At 62.9% G+C, this 25,634-nt stretch carries 20 protein-coding genes; 10 read left to right on the top strand and 10 right to left on the bottom strand.

Annotated elements, in window-relative coordinates; genetic code table 11:
• Positions 1 to 195 precede the first annotated feature (195 nt).
• Entirely contained in the window at positions 196 to 1,260 is a 1,065-nt protein-coding gene (gene rlmM, locus ACIPZB_RS24585; protein WP_400643119.1) for a 23S rRNA (cytidine(2498)-2'-O)-methyltransferase RlmM, read from the bottom strand.
• A gap of 220 nt (positions 1,261 to 1,480) precedes the next feature.
• Between rlmM and acnA the strand changes: the two genes are divergently transcribed.
• On the top strand, positions 1,481 to 4,222 hold the full coding sequence (gene acnA / locus ACIPZB_RS24590) for an aconitate hydratase AcnA (protein ID WP_400643120.1): 2,742 nt from the start codon (positions 1,481 to 1,483) through the stop codon (positions 4,220 to 4,222).
• Positions 4,223 to 4,333: 111 nt separating this feature from the next.
• Positions 4,334 to 5,899, top strand: coding sequence for a PAS domain-containing methyl-accepting chemotaxis protein (locus ACIPZB_RS24595; protein WP_008097173.1), 1,566 nt, complete (start codon positions 4,334 to 4,336; stop codon positions 5,897 to 5,899).
• Between the two features lie 202 nt (positions 5,900 to 6,101).
• Here the strand turns inward: ACIPZB_RS24595 and ACIPZB_RS24600 are convergent, their stop codons facing one another.
• The 5 genes from ACIPZB_RS24600 to ACIPZB_RS24620 form a co-directional block, all read right to left on the bottom strand.
• The gene (locus ACIPZB_RS24600) at positions 6,102 to 6,986 is read right to left on the bottom strand and encodes a pseudouridine synthase (RefSeq protein WP_400643121.1); all 885 of its coding nucleotides are present in this window, start codon (positions 6,984 to 6,986) and stop codon (positions 6,102 to 6,104) included.
• Positions 6,987 to 7,016: 30 nt separating this feature from the next.
• Positions 7,017 to 7,346, bottom strand: coding sequence for a transcriptional regulator (locus ACIPZB_RS24605; RefSeq protein WP_400643122.1), 330 nt, complete (start codon positions 7,344 to 7,346; stop codon positions 7,017 to 7,019).
• A 65-nt stretch (positions 7,347 to 7,411) separates the two neighbouring features.
• Positions 7,412 to 7,843: a D-Ala-D-Ala carboxypeptidase family metallohydrolase gene (locus ACIPZB_RS24610; protein ID WP_400643123.1), complete on the bottom strand. Its 432-nt coding sequence runs from the start codon at positions 7,841 to 7,843 to the stop codon at positions 7,412 to 7,414.
• 108 nt (positions 7,844 to 7,951) lie between these two features.
• Positions 7,952 to 8,191: a glutaredoxin family protein gene (locus tag ACIPZB_RS24615; RefSeq protein ID WP_008097177.1), complete on the bottom strand. Its 240-nt coding sequence runs from the start codon at positions 8,189 to 8,191 to the stop codon at positions 7,952 to 7,954.
• Positions 8,192 to 8,264: 73 nt separating this feature from the next.
• Positions 8,265 to 9,473: an ammonium transporter gene (locus ACIPZB_RS24620; RefSeq protein WP_400643124.1), complete on the bottom strand. Its 1,209-nt coding sequence runs from the start codon at positions 9,471 to 9,473 to the stop codon at positions 8,265 to 8,267.
• Between the two features lie 324 nt (positions 9,474 to 9,797).
• Here ACIPZB_RS24620 and ACIPZB_RS24625 point away from each other — a divergent pair, with 324 nt between their 5' ends.
• The 6 genes from ACIPZB_RS24625 to ACIPZB_RS24650 all read left to right on the top strand — a co-directional run bounded on the left by ACIPZB_RS24625 (position 9,798) and on the right by ACIPZB_RS24650 (position 16,761).
• Positions 9,798 to 10,112 (top strand): YqjD family protein, encoded by a 315-nt coding sequence (locus tag ACIPZB_RS24625; RefSeq protein WP_008097180.1) that lies wholly within the window; start codon positions 9,798 to 9,800, stop codon positions 10,110 to 10,112.
• A 9-nt stretch (positions 10,113 to 10,121) separates the two neighbouring features.
• Positions 10,122 to 10,496, top strand: a complete 375-nt coding sequence (locus ACIPZB_RS24630; protein ID WP_400643125.1) for a phage holin family protein — start codon at positions 10,122 to 10,124, stop codon at positions 10,494 to 10,496.
• Positions 10,493 to 10,822 (top strand): hypothetical protein, encoded by a 330-nt coding sequence (locus ACIPZB_RS24635; RefSeq protein WP_008097183.1) that lies wholly within the window; start codon positions 10,493 to 10,495, stop codon positions 10,820 to 10,822. Before ACIPZB_RS24630 ends, ACIPZB_RS24635 begins: the two co-directional genes overlap by 4 nt.
• A 99-nt stretch (positions 10,823 to 10,921) precedes the next feature.
• Positions 10,922 to 12,253 carry a deoxyguanosinetriphosphate triphosphohydrolase gene (locus tag ACIPZB_RS24640; RefSeq protein WP_400643126.1) on the top strand — a complete coding sequence of 444 codons (1,332 nt, stop codon included), beginning with the start codon at positions 10,922 to 10,924 and terminating at the stop codon, positions 12,251 to 12,253.
• Between the two features lie 279 nt (positions 12,254 to 12,532).
• Positions 12,533 to 13,153 (top strand): response regulator transcription factor, encoded by a 621-nt coding sequence (locus tag ACIPZB_RS24645; RefSeq protein ID WP_008097187.1) that lies wholly within the window; start codon positions 12,533 to 12,535, stop codon positions 13,151 to 13,153.
• A gap of 8 nt (positions 13,154 to 13,161) precedes the next feature.
• Entirely contained in the window at positions 13,162 to 16,761 is a 3,600-nt protein-coding gene (locus tag ACIPZB_RS24650; protein WP_400643127.1) for a transporter substrate-binding domain-containing protein, read from the top strand.
• Between the two features lie 38 nt (positions 16,762 to 16,799).
• Here ACIPZB_RS24650 and ACIPZB_RS24655 read toward each other — a convergent pair whose 3' ends face one another.
• Positions 16,800 to 17,144: a YggL family protein gene (locus ACIPZB_RS24655; protein WP_008097195.1), complete on the bottom strand. Its 345-nt coding sequence runs from the start codon at positions 17,142 to 17,144 to the stop codon at positions 16,800 to 16,802.
• Positions 17,145 to 17,334: 190 nt separating this feature from the next.
• Between ACIPZB_RS24655 and dacB the strand changes: the two genes are divergently transcribed.
• Positions 17,335 to 18,798: a D-alanyl-D-alanine carboxypeptidase/D-alanyl-D-alanine-endopeptidase gene (gene dacB, locus ACIPZB_RS24660; protein WP_400643128.1), complete on the top strand. Its 1,464-nt coding sequence runs from the start codon at positions 17,335 to 17,337 to the stop codon at positions 18,796 to 18,798.
• A gap of 125 nt (positions 18,799 to 18,923) precedes the next feature.
• Here dacB and ACIPZB_RS24665 read toward each other — a convergent pair whose 3' ends face one another.
• Together ACIPZB_RS24665 and rlmKL are read right to left on the bottom strand one after the other, a co-directional pair.
• Entirely contained in the window at positions 18,924 to 21,341 is a 2,418-nt protein-coding gene (locus ACIPZB_RS24665; RefSeq protein ID WP_400643129.1) for a diguanylate cyclase, read from the bottom strand.
• A 93-nt stretch (positions 21,342 to 21,434) separates the two neighbouring features.
• A complete protein-coding gene (gene rlmKL / locus ACIPZB_RS24670) occupies positions 21,435 to 23,627 on the bottom strand; it encodes a bifunctional 23S rRNA (guanine(2069)-N(7))-methyltransferase RlmK/23S rRNA (guanine(2445)-N(2))-methyltransferase RlmL (protein ID WP_400643130.1) in 2,193 nt (730 codons plus the stop codon).
• 563 nt (positions 23,628 to 24,190) lie between these two features.
• Here rlmKL and rmf point away from each other — a divergent pair.
• Positions 24,191 to 24,406 carry a ribosome modulation factor gene (gene rmf, locus ACIPZB_RS24675; RefSeq protein WP_003248687.1) on the top strand — a complete coding sequence of 72 codons (216 nt, stop codon included), beginning with the start codon at positions 24,191 to 24,193 and terminating at the stop codon, positions 24,404 to 24,406.
• A gap of 97 nt (positions 24,407 to 24,503) precedes the next feature.
• Here the strand turns inward: rmf and ACIPZB_RS24680 are convergent, their stop codons facing one another.
• The gene (locus ACIPZB_RS24680) at positions 24,504 to 25,529 is read right to left on the bottom strand and encodes a quinone-dependent dihydroorotate dehydrogenase (protein ID WP_400643131.1); all 1,026 of its coding nucleotides are present in this window, start codon (positions 25,527 to 25,529) and stop codon (positions 24,504 to 24,506) included.
• Positions 25,530 to 25,634: the final 105 nt, after the last annotated feature.

Raw genomic sequence — 25,634 nt, forward strand, 5'->3', positions numbered from 1 at the left:
GAGGACCGCGCTGCAGGCCCCATCCTGGGGCCCAGCGCTTGACGGGCATCCATGCCCGTCACCTCCCTCCGCAAGACCTCCGCTCGGCCTCCTGAAGTCGCAATTGGCGGCGCCTGAACTACCGCGCGCTTAGAAGCAGAAGCAGAAGCAGAAGCAAAGGCAAAGGCAAAGGCAAAGGCAAAGGCAACCGGCGTGCTATCGAGGTTTCAAGTCCAGCCTGCGCAGATGGCAAGTCACTTCCTCACGGTCGTGATACAGCTGCTTGCAGGCGATCGACACCTTGACCTTGCGCGCCTTGAACGTCGCTTCCATCCGATCCAGCAAACGCCTCACTTCGGCATATCGCTGCTTCATCGGCAACTTGAGGTTGACCACCGCCTCACGACACAGCCCCTCGCCCAGCCAAGTCTCGATCAACGCGGTGGTACGCGCCGGCTTCTCGACGATGTCGCACACCATCCAGTCCACCGGCTGCTTCGGCTGCCAGGTGAACCCGTCCGCCATCAGATGCTGGACCAGACCAGTGTCCATCAGACTTTCCGCCATCGGCCCGTTGTCGATGGCAGTGACCAGCATCCCGCGACGCACCAGCTGGTAAGTCCAGCCACCTGGCGAGGCACCCAGGTCGACGCCCGTCATGTCATCGCCCAGGCGCTGCTCCCAGTGCTCCCGCGGGATGAACTGGTGCCAGGCCTCTTCCAGCTTGAGCGTCGAGCGGCTGGGCGCCTCGCGCGGAAACTTCAGGCGCGGAATCCCCATCGGCCACAGCGCGCTGTTGTTCGCCTCGGCCATACCCACGAACACCCGCCGCCCACTGATGAAAGTCAGCAGCAGACGCGGCCGGCTGACGTCATCGACCAGACGCCCAGCCTTTTCCAGCGCCTTGCGCAGCGGCACCTCGAACTTGCGGCAGAAGGTCGACAACTCCTTGCCGTCGTTGCTGTCCAGCACTTCCAGCCACAGGCTGCCAAATACCGGCAACCCGGCCAGGTGCTCGAGCAGCACGCTGATGCGATCGCTCTCCGGCAGTTCGATGTAGCAGCCACGCGCCCACTGCCGCGGGAAGATCAGTTGGGCGAAGCGCAGCTGCGCCATCAACCGTTCGGCACCTTCGGCTTCGGCACAGACGAACTCGGCGCAAGCGCTGTGCGCCTTGCCTTTGGCATAGCCAGCAACCCCCAGGCGGGCGGCCTGCTCGCTGATCTCGGCGCAGACCTCACCCTCGAAACCGGGCCGGCAATGCATGAACAGGGTATTCATTTCTCACTCCACTACGGCTGGCGCACCACGGGCGCCGGCAGGGCGGCGATGATAAAGGAAGTTCGGAACCTGCGACACGCCCCGCCGGTCCAGAAAAGGGTCAGGGGTACCAAAGCGGTCTAACCTGACCTTTCAGCCAGGTCCGTGCCGTGCGGACCGAAACAGAGCGGTGACACCGGCCAACAGCACAGGCCGGGCACCGGTGCAGAAGGAGTTGGCAATGCCCTCGCTCGATAGCCTGAACACCCTCAAGACCTTGAAGGTAGCTGGCCACACCTACCATTACTACAGCCTCGCCGAGGCCGCACAACAGCTTGGCGACCTGCAGCGCCTGCCCATGTCGCTCAAGGTACTGCTGGAAAACCTGCTGCGCTGGGAAGACGGTGAAACCGTCGTCGGCGACGACCTGCGTGCCCTCGCCGGCTGGCTGCAGGAGCGCCGTTCCGATCGCGAGATCCAGTACCGCCCGGCGCGGGTACTGATGCAAGACTTCACCGGCGTGCCGGCGGTGGTCGACCTGGCCGCCATGCGCGCCGCCATGGCCAAGGCCGGTGGCGACCCACAGCGGATCAACCCACTGTCGCCGGTGGACCTGGTGATCGACCACTCGGTGATGGTCGACCGTTATGCCACGCCCCAGGCGTTCAGCGAGAACGTCGACATCGAGATGCAACGCAATGGCGAACGCTACGCCTTCCTGCGCTGGGGCCAGGACGCGTTCGACAACTTCCGCGTGGTACCACCTGGTACCGGCATCTGCCACCAGGTCAACCTGGAATACCTCGGGCGCACGGTCTGGACCCGTGAAGCGGATGGTCGCACCTACGCCTTCCCCGACACCCTGGTCGGCACCGACTCGCACACCACCATGATCAACGGCCTGGGCGTGCTCGGCTGGGGGGTAGGCGGCATTGAGGCGGAAGCCGCGATGCTCGGCCAGCCGGTGTCGATGCTGATCCCGGAGGTGATCGGTTTCAAGCTCACCGGCAAGCTGCGCGAAGGCATCACCGCCACCGACCTGGTGCTGACCGTGACGCAGATGCTGCGCAAGAAAGGCGTGGTCGGCAAGTTCGTCGAATTCTACGGTGACGGCCTGGCCGACCTGCCCCTGGCCGACCGTGCCACGCTCGCCAACATGGCGCCCGAGTATGGCGCCACCTGTGGCTTCTTCCCGGTCGATGAGGTCACCCTCGATTACCTGCGCCTGTCGGGCCGACCGAGCGAGGCGGTGCAACTGGTCGAGCAATACTGCAAGGCCCAGGGCCTGTGGCGCCTGCCCGGGCAGGAGCCGCTGTTCAGCGACACCCTGGCGCTGGACATGAATGAAGTCGAAGCCAGCCTGGCCGGGCCGAAACGGCCACAGGACCGGGTCGCCCTGGGTCAGGTCCGGCAGGCTTTCGACCACTTCATCGAACTGCAACCCAAGCCACTGGCCAAAGAGGTAGGCCGCCTGGAAAGCGAGGGCGGCGGCGGCGTGGCGGTGGGCAATGCCGACCAGGCCGGCGAGGTCGACTACAGCCACCAGGGCCAGACCTACACCCTGCGCGATGGCGCCGTGGTGATCGCAGCGATCACCTCATGCACCAACACCTCCAACCCCAGCGTGATGATGGCGGCCGGTCTGGTGGCGAAAAAAGCCTTGGAAAAAGGCCTGCAACGCAAACCATGGGTGAAGAGCTCTCTGGCACCCGGCTCCAAGGTCGTAACCGACTACTACAACGCCGCAGGGCTCACCGCCTACCTCGACGAGCTCGGCTTCGACCTGGTCGGTTACGGCTGCACCACCTGCATCGGCAACTCAGGCCCACTGGACGAGGCCATCGAGAAGGCCATCGCCAGCGCCGACCTCACGGTCGCCTCGGTGCTATCGGGTAACCGCAACTTCGAAGGCCGCGTGCATCCGCTGGTCAAGACCAACTGGCTGGCCTCGCCGCCGCTGGTGGTGGCCTATGCCCTGGCTGGCAGCGTACGCATCGATCTGACCTGCGACCCACTGGGCACCGGCAAGGATGGCCAACCGGTCTACCTGCGCGACATCTGGCCCAGCCAGCAGGAAATCGCCGCTGCCGTGGCCCAGGTCGACACTGCGATGTTCCACAAGGAGTACGCCGAGGTATTCGCCGGCGACGCCCAATGGCAGGCCATCGAAGTGCCACAAGCGGCCACCTATGTATGGCAGGACGATTCCACTTATATCCAGCATCCACCGTTCTTCGACGAAATCAGCGGCCCGCTGCCTGAGATCAAGGACATCCAGGGCGCACGCATCCTTGCCCTGCTCGGCGACTCGGTGACCACCGACCACATCTCCCCGGCCGGCAACATCAAGGCTGACAGCCCGGCCGGTCGCTACCTGCGCGGCAAGGGCGTGGAGCCGCGCGACTTCAACTCCTACGGTTCACGGCGCGGCAACCATGAGGTGATGATGCGCGGCACCTTCGCCAACATCCGCATCCGCAACGAGATGCTTGCGGGAGAAGAAGGCGGCAATACCCTGCATGTGCCCACGGGCGAGAAGTTGTCGATCTATGACGCCGCCATGCGCTACCAGGCCGAGGGCACTGCATTGGTGGTGATCGCCGGCCAGGAATATGGCACCGGCTCCAGCCGCGACTGGGCGGCCAAGGGCACCAACCTGCTGGGGGTCAAGGCGGTGCTGGCGGAGAGTTTCGAGCGCATCCACCGCTCCAACCTGGTGGGCATGGGCGTGCTGCCCCTGCAGTTCAAGGCTGGGCACGACCGCAAGCAGTTGGGGCTGACCGGCAAGGAGCAGATCGACGTACTGGGACTCGCTGACGCGCCTATCAAACCTGGCATGACCCTGCCCCTGCGCATCACCCGAGAGGATGGACAACAGCAACAGATCGAGGTGCTGTGCCGGATCGATACGCTCAATGAAGTGGAGTACTTCAAGGCGGGCGGCATTCTGCACTACGTGCTGCGCCAACTGATCGCGAGCTAGAGCGGTTGGGGCCGCCCTGCGGCCCCTTCCCCCCTGCGCCTGGCAAATATTCATTCAATAAAACCACCGGCCTGCCGATACCCATCGAAAGCCTTGCGGATTACTCGACCCATGCGTAACAACCAGCCGATTACCCAACGGGAACGGACCTTCCCTGCACAACAGCGGTTGATCTCCACCACCAACGCCAAGGGTGTGATCACCTACTGCAACGATGCCTTTATCGATATCAGCGGTTTCTCCCGCGAGGAGCTGACCGGTGCGCCACACAACCTGGTGCGCCACCCCGATGTACCGTCGGCGGTTTTTGCCCATATGTGGCAAACCCTCAAGCAAGGCTTGCCGTGGATGGGCATCGTCAAGAACCGCTGCAAATCCGGCGACCATTACTGGGTCAACGCTTACGTCACGCCGATTTTCGACAACAACCAGGTGGTCGGTTTCGAGTCGGTGCGGGTCAAGCCCAGCGCCGAGCAGATCCGCCGCGCCGAAGCGCTGTACCAACGCATCAACCAGGGCAAGACCGCGATCCCACGCCGTGACACATGGCTGCCGGTGCTGCAGGACTGGTTGCCGTTCATCCTGGTCAGCCAGGTCGGTTTCCTGATTGGCAACTGGCTGGGTCACTCCTGGGGCTTCGCGCTGGCCGCTGCCCTGTCGGTGCCACTCGGCCTGCTGGGCCTGGGCTGGCAGCAACGGGGCCTCAAGCGCTTGCTGCGTCTGGCCGAACAGACCACCTCCGACCCGCTGATCGCGCAGATGTTCACCGACAGCCGTGGCGTCCAGGCACGCCTGGAAATGGCCATGCTCAGCCAGGATGCGCGCCTGAAAACCTGCCTGACCCGCCTGCAGGACAGCGCCGAACACCTGAGCGACCAAGCACGCCAGTCCGATGACCTGGCCCACAAGAGTTCTTCGGGGCTTGAGCGCCAGCGGGTGGAGACCGAACAGGTCGCCACCGCCGTCAATCAGATGGCCGCCACCACCCAGGAAGTGGCCAACCATGTGCAGCGCACCGCTGACGCCACCCAGGAAGCCAACCGTTTGACTGCCCAGGGCCGACAGATCGCCGGGGAAACCCGCGACGCCATCGAGCGCCTGTCGAGCGCGGTGGGCGAAACCGGCGCGACCGTGACTCAGCTGGCCAAGGACAGCGACGAGATCGGCGGCGTGGTGGATGTGATCAAGGGGATCGCCGACCAGACCAACCTGCTGGCATTGAACGCTGCCATCGAGGCAGCCCGTGCCGGCGAAATGGGGCGTGGTTTTGCAGTGGTCGCCGATGAAGTGCGTCAACTGGCCCAGCGTACCGCCGAGTCCACCGGGCAGATCCACGGCCTGATTGCCAAACTGCAGCAAACCGCCAACAACGCCGTGCAGACCATGGAAAGCGGTCACCGCCAGGCCCAGGAAGGTGTCGAACGGGTCATGCAGGCCGACCAGGCACTGGTCGGCATCAGTGAGGCAGTGGCCAACATCACCGACATGGCCACCCAGATTGCTGCGGCTACCGAAGAACAGACCGCCGTGGCGGACGAGATCAGCCGCAACATCAGCACCATCGCCCAACTGGCCGACCAGACCGCCGAACAGGCGCAGCATTCGGCGTTGCTCAGTGAAGCGCTGAGCACCACGGCAGGCGGACAGTACTCGCTGGTGGAGCGCTTCAACCGCTAAGCTCGCGTGGCCCCATCGCCGGCAAGCCGGCTCCCACAGGTACAGCGCTGATCCCAAGAGCGCTGGTACCTCTGTGGGAGATAAAGCGCTGATCTCAAAGGCACTGATATCTCTGTGGGAGATACAGCGCTGATCTCAAAGGCACTGATATCTCTGTGGGAGCCGGCTTGCCGGCGATAGGGCCAGCACAGACTGCAAACGCCTACCAATCCAGCGTCAGACGGCTTTCAAAGTAACGCTCTTCGCCCGTCAACGGGTCGCTGAAGCGCAAGCTGTGCGCCAACAGCTTCAATGGCCGCTGATAATCGTCGTCTTCCTTGAGCAGCTCGGGATAGAACGGATCATTGCAGATGCCCGCCCCCAAGGCCGCCATGTGCACCCGCAACTGGTGGGTCTTGCCGGTCACCGGCGACAGGCCGTAGCGCCACAGCTCACCGTGCTTCTCCAGCACTTCGGCGTAGGTTTCGCTGTTGTCCGCCCCTTCCACCTCATGCATGCGGAAAAACGGCTCGCCATGCACCAGCCGACTTTTGTGAACCAAGGGAAAATCCCGTTGGGGCATGGCTGCGGCGATGGCCTGGTAGCGTTTGTCGATACGCCGCTCCGGGAACAGCCGCTGGTAGGCGCTGCGGGTTTGCGGGTTGGCTGAAAACAGCACCAAGCCTGCCGTATGCCGGTCGATCCGGTGCAGCGGCACCAGGTGCGGGTTATCAAGGCGGCGGATCAAGCGCCGCAGCAAGGTCTGCTCGACATACTCGCCGGTAGGTGTGACCGGCAAAAAATGCGGTTTGTCGGCCACCACCAGATGCTCGTCCACATGCAGGATGGTTTCCTCCACCGGGATCGGCCGCTCGTTGACCACCTCACGAAAATAATGCAACCGCATGCCGCGGCGGTAAGGCAGATCGGCAGCGACCGCCTGCCCTTCGGCGTCGAGCACACGGCCACGGGCAAAGCGGTCGAGCCATTGATCGCGGCCAATGGCCTTGAAGTGGTCGCACAGGCAATCGAGCACCGTGGCCCAGTTGCCAGGTGGCAGGCACACCGTGCTGGCTTGCTGACGGGCGGGGTCGAAAGGGCTGGACATGGCGGGACTCGAGTCGATCAAAGCCGGGCATTATCCCCCAAGCCCGGCAGCGCAACCAGCCTCGCCCCCTTGCTCGCTGCGTTCTTTCAGCCAGCGCAACACCTGCACGGGCTCCCAGCGGCCGGGGTCATAAAGCGCATACAGCAAGCCCTGGTAACCCACCACGTCCAGCCCGCGGTGGTAGCCGGCGCGTTGGAACAAGGCTTCAATCTCGGCGAAGCAGGTATTGAAGTGGACCTTGCCAAACGGCGTTCGGTCATCAGTAACCAGGCCTTCAAGGCGTAATTCCAGCACAGCGTCACACACCCGCTCTACCGGCATGCGGTTGACGCTGTACTTGAGTTGCTCGACGTTGAGCATGGATTCACCTCGATACTGTATTTATATACAGCATACGAATATCCCGCTGGTGCCGTCAATGCGGTTCATTGCAGCCCCGGCAGATAGCCGGTGCCTTTGCGAATGGTCAGCACCTGTCGCCGGGGCGCGGCATGCGCCACCGACAAGTGCACCCACTGGTCGAACTCGAGGATCAGTTGGTCGAAGGAAACGGCGCTTTCGCTGACGCGGCGCGCGACGTCGCGCGGGGTCAGCTTGACTACCGTGAAATCAGCCGCCAAGCCCTGCAAATGCTGGCTTATCGGCGAGCCGCCTAGACGCGCGTTGACTGCGGCACTGCGGTAGCCGCTGGAGATGATGATCGGCGCGTCGAACAGCTCGCGCACCTGTTCCAGCGCACTGCACAGCAACTGCAGATTGGCGCGCGCCTCAGGTGGCGGGGTGTTGTCGAGCCCTTCCCTGGCGGCGAGCTGCGAAGCGATCATTTCATTGAGCGTGAAATGGGGAGTGATGAGCATGGTTGAGCTCCTGATGACCCATGAGAAATGCCGGCGTCAGCGCGCCGGCACTCGATCATCGCGACGCAGCATTCCTCATGGCGCAGGGATGAAGCTCCACAAACGTCATCACTGCGCGAGAAACGCCACCACCTGTTCGGCATCGAACGGCCAGTGCAGCTCGGCACTCGTATCGCTACGACGTAACACCGGGATGATCAGGCCATAGCGCTCGAAAAGCGCCTCGTTATCGGCGATGTCGACCAGCTCGACCAGCAAGCCATGTTCGACAAATGGCATCAACACGGCTTCAGCCACTTCGCACAAGTGGCAGCCGACGGTGCCGAAGAGTTGGCATTCAGGCAGCATGGAGTAAGGCTCGGTTGGGATTGGAGAGATACCTATTCTAGGTCCGTCCCGCCCCCTGTGCACCTTGCCTCGCTCAATCCTGGCTGGTGGCCCCGATGCGGTGCAGCGACAGGTCAGCGCCCTGGAACTCCTGCTCATGGCTCAAGCGCAGCCCCAGCACGCTACGGATCAGGCCATACACGCCAAAGCCGCCCACCAGTGCGACCAGCACCCCAGCCAGGCTGCCGATTAGCTGACTGATCAGGCTGACACCCCCCATGCCACCCAGGACAGACTGCCCAAAGATGCCGCAGGCAATGCCGCCCCACAGCCCGCACAGCCCATGCAGCGGCCAGACACCCAGCACATCGTCGATCTTCCAGCGGTTCTGCGCAGCGGTGAAGCTCCACACGAACAGCACACCCGCCACCAGCCCGGTTGCCAGCGCACCGATCGGATGCATCAGGTCGGAGCCAGCGCAGATCGCCACCAGCCCGGCCAGCGGTCCATTGTGCAAGAAGCCCGGATCGTTTCGACCGGCCAGCAAGGCCGCCAAGGTGCCGCCGACCATGGCCATCAGCGAGTTGATCGCCACCAGGCCACTGACACCCTGCAGCGTCTGGGCACTCATCACGTTGAAGCCGAACCAGCCGATGATCAGGATCCACGAACCCAGCGCCAGGAACGGAATGCTCGACGGCGCAAACGCCACCAAGCGCCCCTCACGATAGCGTCCGCGCCGCGCACCCAGCAGCGACACCGCCGCCAGCGCCAGCCAGCCGCCCATGGCATGCACCACCACGGAACCTGCAAAGTCATGGAACGGCGCACCGAAGCGCGCCTGCAGCCAACCCTGGATACCCAGGTTGCCATTCCACACCACACCTTCGAAGAACGGGTAGATGAACGCCACGATCAACGCCGTGGCGCACAGCTGCGGGAGGAAGCGGGCCCGCTCGGCGATGCCTCCCGAAATGATCGCCGGGATCGCGGCAGCGAAGGTCAGCAGGAAGAAGCACTTGACCAGGGCATAGCCATGCTCCGCCGCCAGTTGCGCCGCCGGGTGCAGAAAGCTCACACCGTAGGCGATCCAGTAGCCGATGAAGAAATACACCAATGCCGAGATGGCGAAATCGCTGAGGATCTTCGACAAGGCATTGACCTGGTTCTTGTGGCGTACCGTGCCCACTTCGAGGAACGCGAAACCGGCATGCATGGCCAGCACCAAAATGGCGCCCATGAGGATGAACAGGGTGTTGGAACCGTGGACCAGTGAGTCCATTGCGCTGTGCATGTTTTCCATGAAAGAGGCAGACCTGCTGAAAAAGGCACCAGGACAGTTCAAGAACCTGCATCCATGCACCGAATCGGTGCCAGCTCCCTGCCCTGTTTTGCCCAACCGGGCGAAGCCTGCGTGGTTTTTTCTTGGGTTTGTCGAGGATTGGGTTAAGGTTTATCGGTATCCGCCGGGCGTGCTTGCCCTGGATCGGCGCACGGCCCGGGGCGAAGCCCCAGGTTGTGGCACGTTCCTTTGAGCAAGGCTTAGCAAGGCCCATACCAGCGCTACAGTGAACCTTCCGCGCACCGGCAAGCTCGAATGTTCAACACACCACACAGGGAGAGCCCCATGGCCAGCAAATCGGCAAAGACTGCACAAGACATACTGATGGCTGACTTCCAGGCCTTGGTCCGTGATACCGAGAAACTGCTGGCCGACACCGCCAACCTGGCAGGCGATCAGGCCGACGAACTGCGCGAGCAGATTCACGAGCGCCTGACCCAAGCCCGCGAAACACTGCAACTGACCCAGGATTCGGTGAGAGAACGCGGCCAGGCGGCGCTGGGCAGCGCCGAGCAATACGTCCAGGAAAACCCTTGGCAGGCGATTGGCATCGCCGCCGGTGTCGGCTTGTTGATCGGCCTGCTAGCCAATCGACGCTGAGGAGCCCCTATGGAGAATGACGCCATTGCCAGCGGCGCTTCGGGCAAGCGCCTGGGCGCAGCACTGCTGGGGCTGCTGCACAGCCACATCGAGCTGTTCGGCATCGAGTTGCAGGAGCAGAAGGCACGCACCCTGAGCTTGCTGCTGTTCGCAGGGCTGGCGCTGGTGTTCGCGCTGCTCTTGCTCACGGCCTTGTCGGGCCTGCTGCTGGTACTGCTGTGGGACAGCTACCGCCTGGCCGGCATCGTCGGCCTGTGCGTGTTCTATGGCATCGCCGCACTGTATTGCGCGCTACGGCTGAAGGCTGCGGTGTTCGACGAGTCGTCGCCCTTCGGCGCCACCCTCGAAGAACTTGCCAAGGACCGGGAGCGCCTGTTGCCATGAGCCTGCCTGAGCTGCCGAACACCCGAAACCCAAGGGAGCTGCGCAAGGCGCTGCTGCGCTTGCGCATGGAGATGCATCGCCAGGAAATCCGCCACGAATCGGGACAGTTGCTGCAACCGCTGCAGCGGCTGCGCGGCATGGGCGGGTCGCTGCACGAAGGGCTGGGCATCAAGCACGCCCCCCTCTGGGGCATTGGCGCCGTCGTGGCGCTGGGTTTCCTGACCGGCAAGGGCGTACGCAGCGGGAACCTGAGCCGCCTGGTGCGTTTGGGCAGCAGCCTGCTGCCGCTGATACGCCTCTACTTGCAAGCAGGGCGACGCCCCTGATCGTGGGTACCGCTGCCTCGGTAGCGGTGCCCCCCTGCCCCTTGCGCCGCCCCGCCTGACGCAGGATGCTATGCCCTTCGATCGACAGGAGACCGAGCCTTGGACTGGCATACCCTGCTCACCCGCGAACGTCTGGGCAAAGCCCTGTACAGCCCCGAGGAACTGGGGCGCAGCCCCTTCCACAAGGACCACGACCGGATCATCTTCTCAGGCGCATTTCGCCGCCTGGGGCGCAAGACCCAGGTCCATCCCGTTTCCAGCAACGACCATATCCACACACGCCTGACACACTCCCTGGAGGTCAGTTGCGTAGGCCGTTCTCTGGGGATGCGCGTGGGCGAAACACTGCGTGACAGCCTGCCTGTCTGGTGCGCTCCCAGCGATCTGGGCATGATCGTGCAGTCCGCCTGCCTGGCCCACGACATCGGCAACCCGCCGTTCGGCCACTCCGGTGAAGACGCCATCCGCCACTGGTTCCAGCAGGCCGCTGGACGTGGCTGGCTGGATGACATGAGCGACGACGAGCGCGGCGACTTTCTCAATTTCGAAGGCAATGCTCAAGGTTTTCGCGTACTGACCCAGCTTGAATATCACCAGTTCGACGGTGGCACCCGGCTGACCTACGCCACCCTTGGCACCTACCTGAAGTACCCGTGGACAGCACGGCACGCCGATGCCCTGGGCTACAAGAAGCACAAGTTCGGCTGCTACCAGAGCGAGCTGCCGCTGCTGGAACAGATCACCCGCAAACTGGGCCTGCCACTGCTGGAGCCGCAGCGTTGGGCTCGCCACCCGCTGGTGTACCTGATGGAGGCCGCGGACGACATCTGCTATGGGTTGATCGACCTGGAAGACGGCTTGGAGATGGGGCTGCTGGACTACGCCGAAGTCGAAGCACTGCTGCTTGACCTGGTCGGCGATGACCTGCCCGAAACCTATCGCCAGCTCGGGCCTTCGGACTCGCGGCGACGCAAACTGGCGATTCTGCGCGGCAAGGCCATCGAGCACCTGACCAACGCCGCCGCGCATGCTTTCGTCGAGCAACAGCAAGCACTGCTTGCCGGGCAGTTGAGCGGCGATCTGGTCGAGCACATGCACGGTCCGGCCAAGCGTTGCGTGCTGCAGGCCAAGGACATGGCGCGCAACAAGATCTTCCAGGATAAACGCAAGACGCTGCACGAGATTGGTGCCTACACCACCCTGGAAATCCTGCTCAACACGTTCTGCGCTGCCGCCCTCGAACAGCACGGCGGGCGCACGCCTTCGTTCAAGAGCCGGCGTGTCCTGGACCTGATCGGCAGTAATGCTCCCAGTCCGCATGACTCGCTGTACAGGTCCTTTCTGCGCATGATCGACTTCATCGCCGGGATGACCGACAGCTATGCAAGCGAAATGGCGCGGGAAATGACCGGACGGTCCAGCCCGACCTGAACTTGTGCGATGCCGCCTGGCGCAAACCAGCCAGCGGCATCTTTGTAGGACGCTTCCTACAATTGACGTTTAATCATTAAACATGCATGACGAGAACAACCCAACAGCCCCTAGAACTGCAGTGACAGAGAATCAATTTATTACACTTCGTAGCGTTAATTGATTTCTCTTGTAGGCAATTTCCCATAAGAACCTATTCGCCTCTCCTCGCACCCCCGGCGACTTGCAACTAGGTTAAGGTGCGCCCTGCCTTCGTCATCTGCCGCAGGGAACGTGAACATGTACACCGTATTCATAGTCGATGACCATCCAGTCATTCGCCTGGCTGTCCGTATGTTGCTCGAGAACCAGAACTACAAGATCGTTGGCGAATCAGACAATGGCGTCGATGCCATGCAGATGATTCGCGAAACCCTCCCAGACCTGGTGATTCTCGACATCAGCATTCCCAGGCTGGACGGCCTGGAGGTGCTCTCGCGCTTTCAGGCCATGGCCCTACCCTCCAAGGTGCTTGTTCTCACTGCGCAATCACCGGCACTGTTCGCCTTACGCTGCATGCACTCGGGAGCCGCAGGGTATGTGTGCAAACAAGAAGATCTGAGTGAACTGCTCAGTGCGATAAAAGCCGTACTTGCCGGATACAACTACTTCCCAAGCCAGGCCGTTCACCACGACCACGAAACAGCGGAAGCCGACCTCAGGCTGTTCCGCCAGGTCAATGATCGCGAACTCATGGTGCTGCAACTTTTTGCCCAAGGAAGAAGCAACAAGGAAATTGCTTCAGGCATGTTCTTGAGCAACAAGACTGTCAGCACCTACAAGAAACGCCTGATGCAGAAATTGCAGGTCGACACCTTGGTCGACCTCATAGAAATGGCCAAACGCAACGCACTGGTCTGAGGTAGCCGATGGCGCGATTCATTGGCATCCTGTTCGCCTGCCTGGCATTGGCTGCTGGCCGAACCCAAGCCTTGGAACAAGAGGCCGCGCCTTACTCCCTACTGGCCCGCTCTCCGGCTGCAGCGGTACGCCTGCAGCTGACACCGGCGCAACAGCAATGGCTGAGGGGAAGACAACAGCTCACGCTGGGTACATCAGCGCCTGATTACCCACCCTTCGATATCACCAGTGGAGGGCGCGACTACCAAGGCCTGACCGCCGAGTATGCCAACCTGATCGGCAAGGCCTTGCAGCTGCCGATCCAAGTGCTGCGCTACGCCAGCCGGCAAGAGGCAGTGGCTGCGCTCAAACGGGGCGATATCGACCTGCTCGGCAGTTCCAACGGTTATGAAGCCGCGACTGATGGCCTGGCGCTTTCGCACCCTTATGCCATCGACCAGCCGGTATTGGTCACCCGCGAGGATGAACACCGAGCACTCGGTCCCGACATGAACGGCATGCGCCTGGGCATGCTCTACCATTACCTGCCCATCCAGGACATTCTTGCCGCTTATCCAAAGGCTGAACTGCTGGCCTTCGGCTCCTCGTCCCAGGCCCTGAATGCCGTCGCTTTCGGGCAAGCCGACGTGTTCCTTGGCGATACCCTGTCTACCCACTATCAGCTCAACCGCGGCCACCTGCCACGCTTGCGCATGGCCAGTTTTGGCGAGCACGAAAGCGTTGGTTTCGGCTTCGCCATCCGGGCTCAGGATACGTTGCTCATCGAGTTGGTGAACGCCGCTATCGACCACCAACCTAGTGCCGTGCGCACCAGCCTGTTCAAGCGCTGGAGTGCCGGCGGCGAGCAGCTGTTGAGCAGTCGCAAACTGCACCTAACGGCGGTAGAAGCCCGATGGTTGCAGGAGCACCCGATCATGCAGGTGGCCATCGACGAGACAGCCGCCCCACTGTCCTATTTCGACGCCACGGGCCATTTCCGTGGGATAACCGCCGACCTGCTGGAGCTGATTCGCCTGCGCACTGGCCTGCGTTTCGAAGTGCAGCGCGCCAACGGTGTCGCCGACATGGTTGCTCGCCTTGAAGACGGGCGCGTGGACATGATTGCCGCCCTGGCTGTCGATGGCATGCGCGAAGAGCGCCTGCACCTGAGCCGGCCCTACCTCGAGAGCCCTCACGTGCTGGTGACCCGTAAGCAAGACACTGAGTACGCGTCGCTTGAGCAACTGCGTGGACGCCGTATCGCAATTACCCGCTACAGCGCCATGGCCGAGTTGCTGGCAAGCCACTATCCGCAAACCGGCTGGATCGAGACCGAAAGCCCCTTTTACTCCATGGCCTTGTTGAGCAGTGGCGCCGTCGATGCCGTAATCACCACGCTGATCGATGCCAACCACGCCCTGGCAGGCAACGCCGATCTGGTCATTCGCCGCACGGTTGGTAGTGAACCGGCGAATTTCGCCATGGCCACCACCGCCCAGGCCACCGCACTCGCCTCGATCCTGGAAAAGGCCTTGCTGAGCATCTCGCCGGAAGAGATGGGCGGCATCAATAACCGTTGGCGAGACTTCAGCCTGCATGACGACAACAATTGGGAAGAGTTTCGCCGCCTGGCCTTGCAAGTATTGCTGGGCACCAGCCTGCTGCTGGTGGCGCTAATCTGGAACGCCCGCTTGCGGCGCCAGATCAAGCAGCGCCAACGTGCCGAACGTGCCCTCAGCGATCAGCTGGAGTTCATGGGGGCGCTACTCAACGGCACGCCCCATCCCATGTACGTGCGTGATCGTGACGGTTGCCTGCAAAGCTGCAACGCCAGCTACCTGGAGGCGGTTCAGGCAAGCCTTGACGAGGTGCTGGGCAAACGCCTGGAAGACAGCCTGTTCGCCCCTGCGGAGCATACCCGGCAGATCCAGGCCGACTACCTGCAGGTCATGGCCGCAGGTGTGCCGTTGGTGGTGGACCGACCGCTGCGACTAAAGGAGCAGGAGATCACCATCTACCACTGGATCCTGCCTTACCGCGACTCGTTGGGTGAAGTGCAGGGCATCATCGGCGGCTGGATCGACATCAGCGAACGTCGCAAACTGGTCCAGGAACTTCGCGAGGCCAAGCAGCAGGCCGATGACGCCAACCGGGCCAAGAGCACCTTCCTGGCGACCATCAGTCACGAGATCCGCACCCCGATGAATGCGGTGATCGGCATGCTCGAACTGGCAGTGAAACGTGCCCATCAGGGCCAGGTTGACCTTACTTCGCTGGAGGTCGCCCACCATTCGGCGAAAGACCTGCTGGGGCTGATGGGCGATATCCTGGATATCGTGCGCATTGAGTCCGGCCATCTGAGCCTTTCACCGGAACCGGTCGAAGTGGCGGCACTGGTCGAGTCAGTGGGCCGCATCTTCGAAGGCCAGGCCCGGCAGAAAGGCCTGGCGCTGGAGGTCATCATCAGCCCTGGCGCCCGCTGCCATGCCCTGCTCGACCCCCTGCGCTTCAAGCAGATCCTGTCCAATCTGGTCAGCAATGCCATCAAGTTCACCGAGCATGGCCATGTGCGCATCTGCCTGAGCCTGCGCGACGCCAACCCAACGGCCACCGCAAGCCTGGCGCTTGAAGTGCGCGACAGCGGCATCGGCATTCATGACGATGACCTGCAGCGCCTGTTCAACCCCTTCGTCCAGGCCAACCCGCACAGCCAGGGAGCCCGCGCAGGCACAGGGCTGGGCTTGGCCATCTGCCGCAGCCTGTGCGAAATGATGGGTGGCAGGTTGAGTATCAAGAGCCTGCCGGATTTCGGTACCCAGGTTCGTCTGATCCTGCCACTGCATTGCGTCGGTGCGCCGCCACTGTCGCCACGAGTGGAAGAAGATGTCGACGTCCCGGACCCGCAACTGAATGTGCTGGTGATCGATGACCATCCAGCCAACCTGTTGTTGATGGCACAGCAGCTGGCCTACCTGGGCCTTAGCCAGACCACTGCCAGTGACGGCCGCGAAGGCCTCGAAAAATGGCGTGAAGGGCTGTTCGATGTACTGGTACTCGATTGCAACATGCCGCACATGAACGGCTATCAGCTCGCCGCCGCAGTTCGTGCCGAAGAGCGCCGCAGCAAGCGCCCACGCTGTGTGATTCTCGGCTACACCGCCAATGCCCAGCCAGAAGCCAGGCAGAAATGCTTGAGCGTCGGCATGGACGACTGCCTGCTCAAACCCATCAGCCTGCGCACACTCAGCCAGCGCCTGGCCGCCATTGTCCGACGCGAGCAGCAGGCAGTCATACCGCTGCCGTTCGACCTGCGGGGCCTGCGCAGCATCGTGGGAGACAACCTGGACGAGCGTGATCGGTTGCTCACAGCCTTGCACCAGAGCCTGCAAGAGGACTTGGCCGAACTGATGGCCCTGAACCCCGACAAAGAGGCCATTGCCCTTCGCGAGCAGGCGCACAAAATCCTCAGCGCGGCTCGAATGCTGGAAGCACGGGGCATGATGGCGGCCTGCGAGGCCATTAACGAAGAGAATCTGTCGCTGCCGCAGATGAAGCTGCGTCGGCAGGCATTGGCACGGCATATGCGCCGCATGGAGAAAGCCCTGGCCAAGGAGCTGGCCAGGGCTTGATCGAGCGCCGTCCGTGTGGACGGCCACTCAAGCGTGCATCAGGAAGCCGAGTTGATCGGCTTCTCTGGATACCAGGCATCCAGCAACGGGCTGACTTCGATCGAGGTCAGTTCGCTGCGGCCCTTGAGCCAGGCTTCGACGCTGGCGCGCTGCTCTTCGCTGACCGAACCACGCTTGGCCGAGCAGACCAGGCCGAAGTCATCGCCGCCGACATAATCCAGGCCATTGGCATCCATGGCTTCTGCCAGGAAAGCGTCGAGGAAGGCATCGATGGCTTCGTCAGACAGATCTTCCTTGAAACCCAGGTTCAGTTCGAAACCCAGCTCCTGGAATTCATCCACGCACAGCTTCTTGCGCAGACGACGGGAACGGTTGGTAGCCATGAAACAATCCTCTTGAGTAATTACGCGCGGCACTTTAACAGTTTCCGTGGTGCAACGGCGCTTTTCCGTCGAACGTGGCGCAATGAGCGCTGCGGTTGGGGCATAATGCGCACTATATTTCGTCCTGGGGGCCATCACCTCTTACAGCCCCCATTGTCATTTTCCCTCGTCCGTAGGGTATTAATCTCATATGATCAAAACGCTTCGTCCCCTCGTTCTCGCCGGCCTGCTGCTGCCGTTCGCATTGCCCAGCCAGGCCGCGACCGTCAATACCACCCTGCCACCCAAGGTGCAGCAGGCACTCAAGGCCAACAAGCTGCAGGACACTGCACTGTCCCTGGTCATGCTGCCACTGAACGGCCCCGGCACGGCCACCGTGTTCAACGCCGACGTGTCGGTCAACCCCGCTTCGACCATGAAACTGGTCACGACCTACGCCGCCCTCGAACTGCTCGGCCCGACCTTCCAGTGGAAGACCGAGTTTTACACCGACGGCACCCTGAGTAACGGCGTACTCAACGGCAACCTTTACCTCAAAGGGGGGGGCGACCCGAAGCTGAACATGGAGAAACTCTGGCTGCTGATGCGTGACCTGCGCGCCAACGGCGTGCGCACCGTTACCGGCGACCTGGTGCTGGATCGCAGCCATTTCGTGCAACCCAACCTGCCGCAGTTCAATGACGATGGCGGTGACGTCAACAAGCCGTTCCTGGTCAAGCCCGACTCCTTGCTGGTCAATCTCAAGGCCCTGCGCTTTGTCGCCCGCAACGACGGCGGCAAGGTAACCGTCGCCGTCGAGCCACCGATCGCCAGCATTCGCATCGACAACCAGGTCAAGGCCGTTGCCTCCAAGCAATGCAAGGGCGACGTGCGCTACAACCCGGTCGCCCAACCCGATGGCATCAGTGTGGTGGTCAGCGGTCAACTGGGCGACGGCTGCAATTCGCAGACCTACCTTTCGCTGCTCGATCACTCGACCTACGCCGCCGGCGCCGTGCGGGCGATCTGGAACGAACTGGGAGGCAGCATCCAGGGCCGTGACCGGGTCGAGAACGTGCCCAAGAGCGCCCGCCTGCTGGCCCGGGCCTTCTCGCCAGACCTGGTGGAAGTGATCCGCGACATCAACAAGTACAGCAACAACACCATGGCCCAGCAGCTGTTCCTGAGCCTTGGCGCACAGTTCCGTACGGACGCCGATGGTGACGACGCCCGCGCCGCCCAGCGCGTGGTGCGTCAGTGGCTGGCGAAGAAAGGCATCACTGCCCCGCACCTGGTGATGGAGAACGGTTCGGGCCTGTCGCGCGCGGAACGGGTCAGTACCCGTGAGATGGCAGCGCTGTTGCAGGCGGCGTGGAACAGCCCATACTCGGCCGAGTTCATCAGCTCGATGCCGCTGGTGGGCATGGACGGCACCATGCGCAAGCGCCTCAAGCGCACCGCCATGACCGGTGAGGGCCATATCAAGACCGGTACCTTGAACACCGTGCGCGCCATTGCCGGCTTCAGCCGTGACAGCAATGGCAATACCTGGGCGGTGGCGGCGATCCTCAACGATCCGAAGCCGTGGGGGGCTTCGCAGGTGCTGGATCAGGTGTTGCTGGACCTTTATCGCCAGCCGCAGGCGGGCAATAGCACGGTCTCTGCAGCGCCCTGATTTCTCTGGCGGCCTCATCGCCGGCAAGCCGGCTCCCACAGAAGCCCTGCTGCTGATTTCAGCGCAGTACCTGTGGGAGCCGGCTTGCCGGCGATGAGGCCGCAACTGACACCGAGGCGCTCAACTCAGCTCAGCTCCCCTTCCACCCGATCCCGCCCCGCCTGCTTGGCGGCATACACCCCTGCATCCGCGCGCAACAACAAGGCATCGGCGCCCTCCCCCGGCCGCCACCCCGCCACGCCAAAACTGGCGGTCACCTTGCCCACCCCCTCCACCGGCACACTGCGCACCCCCTGCCACAACTCCATGGCCAACACCTGCGCCTGCTCGGCATTGCTGCCTGGGCACAGCACCATGAACTCTTCACCCCCCAACCGACAGAACACATCGGTACGGCGCAAGCGCTGGCCAATGCGCTGGCACAAGCTGCGCAGCACATGATCACCCACCGCATGGCCAAACTGGTCGTTGATGCGCTTGAAGTGATCGATGTCGAGCATGATCACCGCCAGGTCCTGATCTTCGCGCTGGGCACGGTCCAGCTCGACCTTGATCCGCTCCTGGAAGTAACGGCGGTTGTGGATACCGGTGAGCGCATCGGTGACCGACAGGGTGCGCAGGTCTTCTTCCACGCCCTTGAGGTCGGAGATGTCAGTCAGGTAGCCATGCCATAGGGTGCAGCCCTCCTCCCCCACCTCCGGCGTCGCCTCACCGCGCACCCAGCGCAACCCGGCACGCGGCAGGCAGACGCGGTACTCCTCACGCCACGGCGTCAGGTGCTCGGCCGAGTAGCGGACCGAGCGGCGCACACGCTCCAGGTCTTCGGGATGAATACGCTCGAACACCGCCGTGGCGTCTTCTCGCAGCAGTTGCAGGTCGACTTCGTAGATATCGAAGAGCCCTTCACTGGCATACGGGAAACAGGAGTGGCCATCGGCATCCAACCGATACTGATAGATGCCCCCTGGCACTTCCGCACTGAGCTTTTCCAATAGCCGATCACGCAGTGCCAGCGCTTCATGCACCCGGCGTCGCTCGGTGACATCGATGCAGATCGCGAGATATCCGACCCACAGCCCCTGCTCGTCGAGCACAGCGGTGACCAGCATGTTGGCCAGCAGTTGGCTACCGTCCTTGCGCACCAGGGTCCACTCGCTGGGCTCGGCGCCACCCTCCTGCAGGGTATCGGCGAACATGGCCTGGCCACCGGCAATAGGACGACCGTAGCGCAGGCTCAGTGCATGGGCACGCTGGTTGAGTTCTTCAGGCAATACCAGGTTTTCCAGCCGAAGCTGCCCAACCGCCTCGGCGGCCAAATAGCCCAGCATGCGTTCGGCACCGGCATTGAAGGTACTGACCACGCCCTTGAGGCTGGTTGCAATGATGGCCACCTGGGTAGCGGCGTCGAGCACGCTGCGCAACTGGTTGTGGGTTTCGCGCAGCGACTGCTCGCTGACGCGCAGCTCCGAAGTGCGCTGTTCGACCAACCTCAAGGCCCGCTGCCGTTGACTGAACAGGTTGTAGAGCAAGGCACTGAGCAACAGGCTCAGCAAGCCACCCAGAAACCCCACCGCCAATGCTGCCGAGGAGCGATTGCCCTGCATGAACACCTGGCTCGGGCGGATATCGATCTGATAGTGGTGGTCGGCCAGGTGCAGCAACTGGCTGCTCACCAGCGCCAAGGATGCCGGCGGGTTCTGCGAGTCGAACAACACTTCACGGCCATCGCGCCCGCTGGAGTCGACGATGCGCACCACCAGGTTGTCCTCGCCGGTCGTCGGCAATCCATCGCTGATCAGTTGACTCAGGTTCAGCAACGCCATGACGTAGCCGACGGGGGCGCCTGGGGCCTCGCTATCGGGCTCCTTATCAGGCTCCTTGTCATAGAACACCGGCGCGACCATCAACAGCCCGCGACTGTAGCCCGCTGCGACATTGATCATGTCCAACGGCTCGGACACCGCCATGCTGCCAGGCAGCAGGGCTCGCTTGAGGGCCTGCTCACGTGCCGGCTGGCTGCGCAGGTCCAGCCCGTAGGGTTGCCCCTGCCGCTGGATGGCCTGGGTGTAGAGCACCGGGAAGTAATGGTCGCGAGGCGGCGCCGCCTGCCAGTTGCCCTGGCCATCCTGATCGCGGATTTCGTATGCCTGCCCCAGCCTGGCGCTGGCCTGGCGTTCGAACTCGCGACGCTGGGCATGCTCGACCCGCGGCGCCCAGGAGTAGGCCTGGGTGCGCCGCAACAAGGGTTGGGCGTAACCGTCGAATTCGCGGGGGGTAATTTCGTTTGAGAAACTGAAGAAACGCCGCAGACCATCGAGGCGCTGTTCCTGGTCGTCGAAGCGTTCGGCGATACGGCTATAGCGCTCGCTGGCCAGCAGCTCGAAGCGCTGGCGCAGTTGCTGCTTGTAGAAGGCCTGCGTGGCCAGTGCCAGGCCGGCCGACAGCAAGCCGCCAGCCACCAGCGCCACCAGCGCCACCGCCCAGGCGGCCATCGCCTCTCGGCACAGGCCCAGCACCTTCGCACGCACGCCATACTTCGACATAGATCGATCTCGTCACGTCAGCGTCCTGCGATTGTCTGGCCCTGTGCTGAGTTATAGCTATTGGCCATTAGCTATGCAATATCGCCTCTCGTATCAACGCAATTGCAGGCGCCAGGCCCGGTGAATGCGGCTGTTGCGGGCGAAGTCCGGGTCCAGGGTCTGAGCGCTGATTTCTTCCACCACATACCGCGCAGCCAGGTGCTCGTCGAGCTGGAACTTACGGAAGTTGTTGGAGAAATACAGCGCGCCACCGGGCGCCAGGCGCGCCATGGCCAGGTCGAGCAATTGCACGTGGTCGCGCTGTACGTCGAACACGCCTTCCATGCGCTTGGAGTTGGAGAAGGTCGGCGGGTCGATGAAGATCAGGTCATAGCTGTCGCGGTTGCCCTCCAGCCAGGCCATGACATCGCTCTGCTCGAGGCGGTTGCGCTCGGAGAAGCCGTTCAGCGCCAGGTTGCGACGTGCCCAGTCCAGGTAGGTCTTCGACAAGTCGACGCTGGTGGTGCTGCGCGCGCCACCCTTGGCGGCATGCACGGTGGCCGTGGCGGTGTAGCAGAACAGGTTGAGGAAGCGCTTGCCCTCGGCCTCGCGCTGGATGCGCATGCGCATTGGGCGGTGATCAAGGAACAGCCCGGTATCGAGGTAGTCGGTGAGGTTCACCAGCAACTTCACGCCGCCTTCCTTGACCTCCAGGAAACGCCCCTCGGTGGCCTGGCGCTCGTATTGACGAGTGCCGCTCTGCCGCTCGCGGCGCTTGAGCACCACGCGCTGCGGATCGATGCCCAGTGCCTGAGGAATCGCCGCCAGGGCGTCGAGCAGGCGCGCCTGGGCCTTTTCCGGGTCGACCGAACGCGGCGCGGCGTATTCCTGCACGTGCACCCATTCCTGATAGAGATCGACCGCCAGGGCGTACTCGGGCATGTCGGCATCGTACAGGCGGTAGCAGTCGACCTGTTCACGGCGTGCCCACTTGCCCAGCTGCTTGAGGTTCTTCTGCAGACGGTTGGCGAACATCTGCGCGCCTTCGGACAAGCGTGCCGGCTCGCTGGCCACCGCCAGCGGACGGCCGGATTCGCCGTTGTCGCTCTGGGCCTCGCGGCGCTCGCCAGTGACGAACTGGTCCGGTTGCACCTTGAACAGCAGCAGCTTGCAGGGCAGCGCGCCGTTCCAGAATGCGTATTGCTTGTGGCTGCGCAGGCCCATGCGCTTGCCCAGTTCCGGGGCACCGGTGAATACCGCCGCTTCCCAGCCCATGCACGCCTGACGCAGGCGCTCGCCGAGATTCTGGTAGAGGTACAGCAAGCTGGCCTCGTCGCCCAGGCGCTCGCCATACGGCGGGTTGCTGATGACCAGGCCTTTCTGGTTCTGGTCTGGACGCGGCTCGAAGCTGGCGACTTCGCCCTGGTAGATCTTGATCCAGTCACCGAGGCCTGCGCGCTCGACGTTGTTGCGCCCCGGCTGGATCAGCCGCGGGTCGGCTTCGTAGCCGCGAATCCACAGCGGCGGCTTGGCCAGCCCCGCCTGGGCACGGGCCTGCCCTTCCTCATGGACCTTGCGCCAGGTGGCCGGGACATGGCCGAGCCAGGCGCTGAAGCCCCAGCGCTCGCGCTTGAGGTTGGGGGCGATGTCGGCAGCGATCATCGCCGCTTCGACCAGGAAGGTACCCACACCACACATCGGGTCGGCCAACGCGCCGCCCTCGGCGGCGATGCGTGGCCAGCCGGCGCGGATCAGCACCGCCGCTGCCAGGTTTTCCTTCAGCGGCGCGGCGCCTTGCTGCAGGCGGTAACCACGCTGGTGCAAGCTGTGGCCGGAGAGGTCAAGGGACAGAATCGCCTCGCCCCGGTCCAGGCGCAGGTGTACCCGCACGTCCGGATCGACCTTCTCCACCGACGGGCGCAGGCCCTCACGGTTGCGCAGCTTGTCGACGATCGCATCCTTGACCTTGAGGGCGCCGAAGTGGGTGTTGTCGATGCCCGAACCATGGCCGCTGAACTCCACCGCCAAGGTGCCGTCGGCCGCCAGGTGGTCGGCCCAGTCGACCGCGTTCACGCCGTCGTACAGGTCGTCGGCGTTTTTCATGGAGAAGCGCTTGAGCACCAGCAACACGCGGTTGGCCAAACGCGACCAGAGGCACAGGCGGTAGGCGGTTTCCATGTCGGCGGTGCCGCGAATGGCCGAGGTGTGCTCACGCACTTCGTCCAGACCGAGGCCCTTGGCCTCTTCGGCAAGCAGGCCTTCCAGGCCTTTGGGGCAGGTGAGATAGAGTTCGAAACGGTCCGACATGAGGATTCCAGCGCCTTGGGCTATTTGACTGACGAGGCGACGCATCGCTTCGCCGATGTTTGCCCGAACGCCCTTCCAGCAAGCGTTCGAGTGGCCTTCGCCGACTGCATCAACGCAGTCGGCTGGCCAGGCCGCCTGATCGATCTGCTGCTCGCCGGCTGGCAAAAACAGCTTAGATCATCAGGCAGTACGAATAATTTCTATCGATGTGGGGGCCGATGTGACCCTTCGTCGCATTACTAAATATTTCTTTCATCACTGCGCCACGCTGGCGAAATGACGTCAAGGATCAGCAAACGCCGATCATAGCGGGCTCAAGGCCAAACAAGGTTGAGTCGCATTTATTTACTTATCCCTTCACCCTAGGAAACGTTACGTGCTTATGACAAATCGATCATTCACACCGTGACCCGCATTCGTTAGAACTGGTCTTAGGCCGCTTCGCAATGAGGCGGCACCTTCAGCCCGCCACGCCGGCAGCGGGCGCACACCGGCAGAAAGACTCTGCCCGGCCTCGGAGAGGCCGACGGGACATTACAGTCAACAAGTGAGGGCAACACCCTATGAGAAGACTTAAGCGTGATCCGTTGGAAAGAGCATATTCACGTGGCTACCAATACGGGGTCACCGGCAAATCCCGCGAACTTTGCCCCTTCAATCTTCCTTCAGTTCGCCAAGCCTGGATTAACGGCTGGCGCGAAGGTCGCGGTGATAACTGGGACGGAATGACTGGCACCGCTGGCATCCATAGACTCAACGAAAATCACGCCGTTGGCTGATCGAGGACACTGAATTCGAGTTACCATGCACGCCCCATCCGGGCGGCGGGCTACGGCCCAGGGGCCCCTAGATGGGGCCCTTTTTTATGGCTGCGTTTTACACCCGTGGCATGGCAGCGATGGCATCCACCGCTTCACGAATCAGCGCCGGCCCCTTGTAGATGAAGCCCGAGTAAATCTGCACCAGGCTCGCCCCAGCAGCGATTTTCTGTGCCGCATGCTGCCCTTCGGTGATGCCGCCGGCGGCGATGATCGGCATTTTGCCCCCCAGCTCGGCCGACAGCACCTTGACGATATGGGTGCTCTTCTCCAGCACCGGCGCGCCCGACAAGCCACCCGCTTCACCACCATGCGGCAGGCTTTCGACGCCTTCACGGCCCATCGTGGTGTTAGTGGCGATCACCGCATCCATACCCGATTCCAGCAGCGTTGCCGCCACCAGCGCGGTTTCTTCATCGCTCATGTCCGGCGCGATCTTGATCGCCAGCGGCACACGCTTGCCATGCTCGCCGGCCAACTGTTCACGGCGCTCGGCCAGCGCATCGAGCAGTTGCTTGAGCGAATCGCCGAACTGAAGGCTGCGCAGGCCCGGGGTATTCGGCGAGCTGATGTTGACGGTGATGTAACTGGCCTCGGTGTACACCTTGTTCAGGCAGATCAGGTAATCGTCGACCGCGCGCTCGACCGGGGTGTCGAAGTTCTTGCCGATGTTGATGCCCAGCACGCCGTCATAACGCGCCGCACGCACCCGCTGCAGCAGATGATCGACGCCCAGGTTGTTGAAGCCCATGCGGTTGATGATCGCTGTCGCTTCCGGCAGGCGGAACAAGCGCGGCTTGGGATTGCCCGGTTGCGGGCGCGGCGTCACGGTGCCGATCTCGACGAAACCGAAGCCCAGCTGGGCAAAGCCATCGATGGCCGCGCCATTCTTGTCCAGGCCCGCGGCCAGGCCCACCGGGTTGGCGAAGTTCAAACCCATCACCGTCACCGGCAACGCCGCTGGCTGCTTGCACAACGCGCCGTTGAGCCCGAGGCGGCCACCGGCGCCGATCAGGTCCAGGGACAGGTCATGGGAGGTTTCCGGGGAAAGCTTGAACAGCAGCTGGCGGGCCAGGGTATACATGGGCGGGCAAGACTCGGGGTGAGTGAGGGGGCGATTATAGCCAGCACGCGCTCGCCATGACAGGGCCTTGGCACATGCGTTGCAACATCGCCTGCACACTGCCTA

The organism is Pseudomonas sp. NPDC089396 (assembly GCF_044749545.1).
GTDB lineage: Bacteria > Pseudomonadota > Gammaproteobacteria > Pseudomonadales > Pseudomonadaceae > Aquipseudomonas.

What these genes read in the sequence shown, in the direction of transcription:
- ACIPZB_RS24645 (WP_008097187.1), top strand. Translation starts at nt 12,533, where the DNA reads ATGTACACCGTATTCATAGTCGATGACCATCCAGTCATTCGCCTGGCT.
- ACIPZB_RS24680 (WP_400643131.1), bottom strand. Translation starts at nt 25,529, where the DNA reads ATGTATACCCTGGCCCGCCAGCTGCTGTTCAAGCTTTCCCCGGAAACC.
- ACIPZB_RS24605 (WP_400643122.1), bottom strand. Translation starts at nt 7,346, where the DNA reads ATGCTCAACGTCGAGCAACTCAAGTACAGCGTCAACCGCATGCCGGTA.
- ACIPZB_RS24630 (WP_400643125.1), top strand. Translation starts at nt 10,122, where the DNA reads ATGGAGAATGACGCCATTGCCAGCGGCGCTTCGGGCAAGCGCCTGGGC.
- ACIPZB_RS24625 (WP_008097180.1), top strand. Translation starts at nt 9,798, where the DNA reads ATGGCCAGCAAATCGGCAAAGACTGCACAAGACATACTGATGGCTGAC.
- ACIPZB_RS24615 (WP_008097177.1), bottom strand. Translation starts at nt 8,191, where the DNA reads ATGCTGCCTGAATGCCAACTCTTCGGCACCGTCGGCTGCCACTTGTGC.
- ACIPZB_RS24610 (WP_400643123.1), bottom strand. Translation starts at nt 7,843, where the DNA reads ATGCTCATCACTCCCCATTTCACGCTCAATGAAATGATCGCTTCGCAG.
- ACIPZB_RS24600 (WP_400643121.1), bottom strand. Translation starts at nt 6,986, where the DNA reads ATGTCCAGCCCTTTCGACCCCGCCCGTCAGCAAGCCAGCACGGTGTGC.
- ACIPZB_RS24620 (WP_400643124.1), bottom strand. Translation starts at nt 9,473, where the DNA reads ATGGAAAACATGCACAGCGCAATGGACTCACTGGTCCACGGTTCCAAC.
- ACIPZB_RS24595 (WP_008097173.1), top strand. Translation starts at nt 4,334, where the DNA reads ATGCGTAACAACCAGCCGATTACCCAACGGGAACGGACCTTCCCTGCA.
- rmf (WP_003248687.1), top strand. Translation starts at nt 24,191, where the DNA reads ATGAGAAGACTTAAGCGTGATCCGTTGGAAAGAGCATATTCACGTGGC.
- ACIPZB_RS24655 (WP_008097195.1), bottom strand. Translation starts at nt 17,144, where the DNA reads ATGGCTACCAACCGTTCCCGTCGTCTGCGCAAGAAGCTGTGCGTGGAT.
- rlmKL (WP_400643130.1), bottom strand. Translation starts at nt 23,627, where the DNA reads ATGTCGGACCGTTTCGAACTCTATCTCACCTGCCCCAAAGGCCTGGAA.
- ACIPZB_RS24650 (WP_400643127.1), top strand. Translation starts at nt 13,162, where the DNA reads ATGGCGCGATTCATTGGCATCCTGTTCGCCTGCCTGGCATTGGCTGCT.
- ACIPZB_RS24635 (WP_008097183.1), top strand. Translation starts at nt 10,493, where the DNA reads ATGAGCCTGCCTGAGCTGCCGAACACCCGAAACCCAAGGGAGCTGCGC.
- ACIPZB_RS24665 (WP_400643129.1), bottom strand. Translation starts at nt 21,341, where the DNA reads ATGTCGAAGTATGGCGTGCGTGCGAAGGTGCTGGGCCTGTGCCGAGAG.
- acnA (WP_400643120.1), top strand. Translation starts at nt 1,481, where the DNA reads ATGCCCTCGCTCGATAGCCTGAACACCCTCAAGACCTTGAAGGTAGCT.
- dacB (WP_400643128.1), top strand. Translation starts at nt 17,335, where the DNA reads ATGATCAAAACGCTTCGTCCCCTCGTTCTCGCCGGCCTGCTGCTGCCG.
- rlmM (WP_400643119.1), bottom strand. Translation starts at nt 1,260, where the DNA reads ATGAATACCCTGTTCATGCATTGCCGGCCCGGTTTCGAGGGTGAGGTC.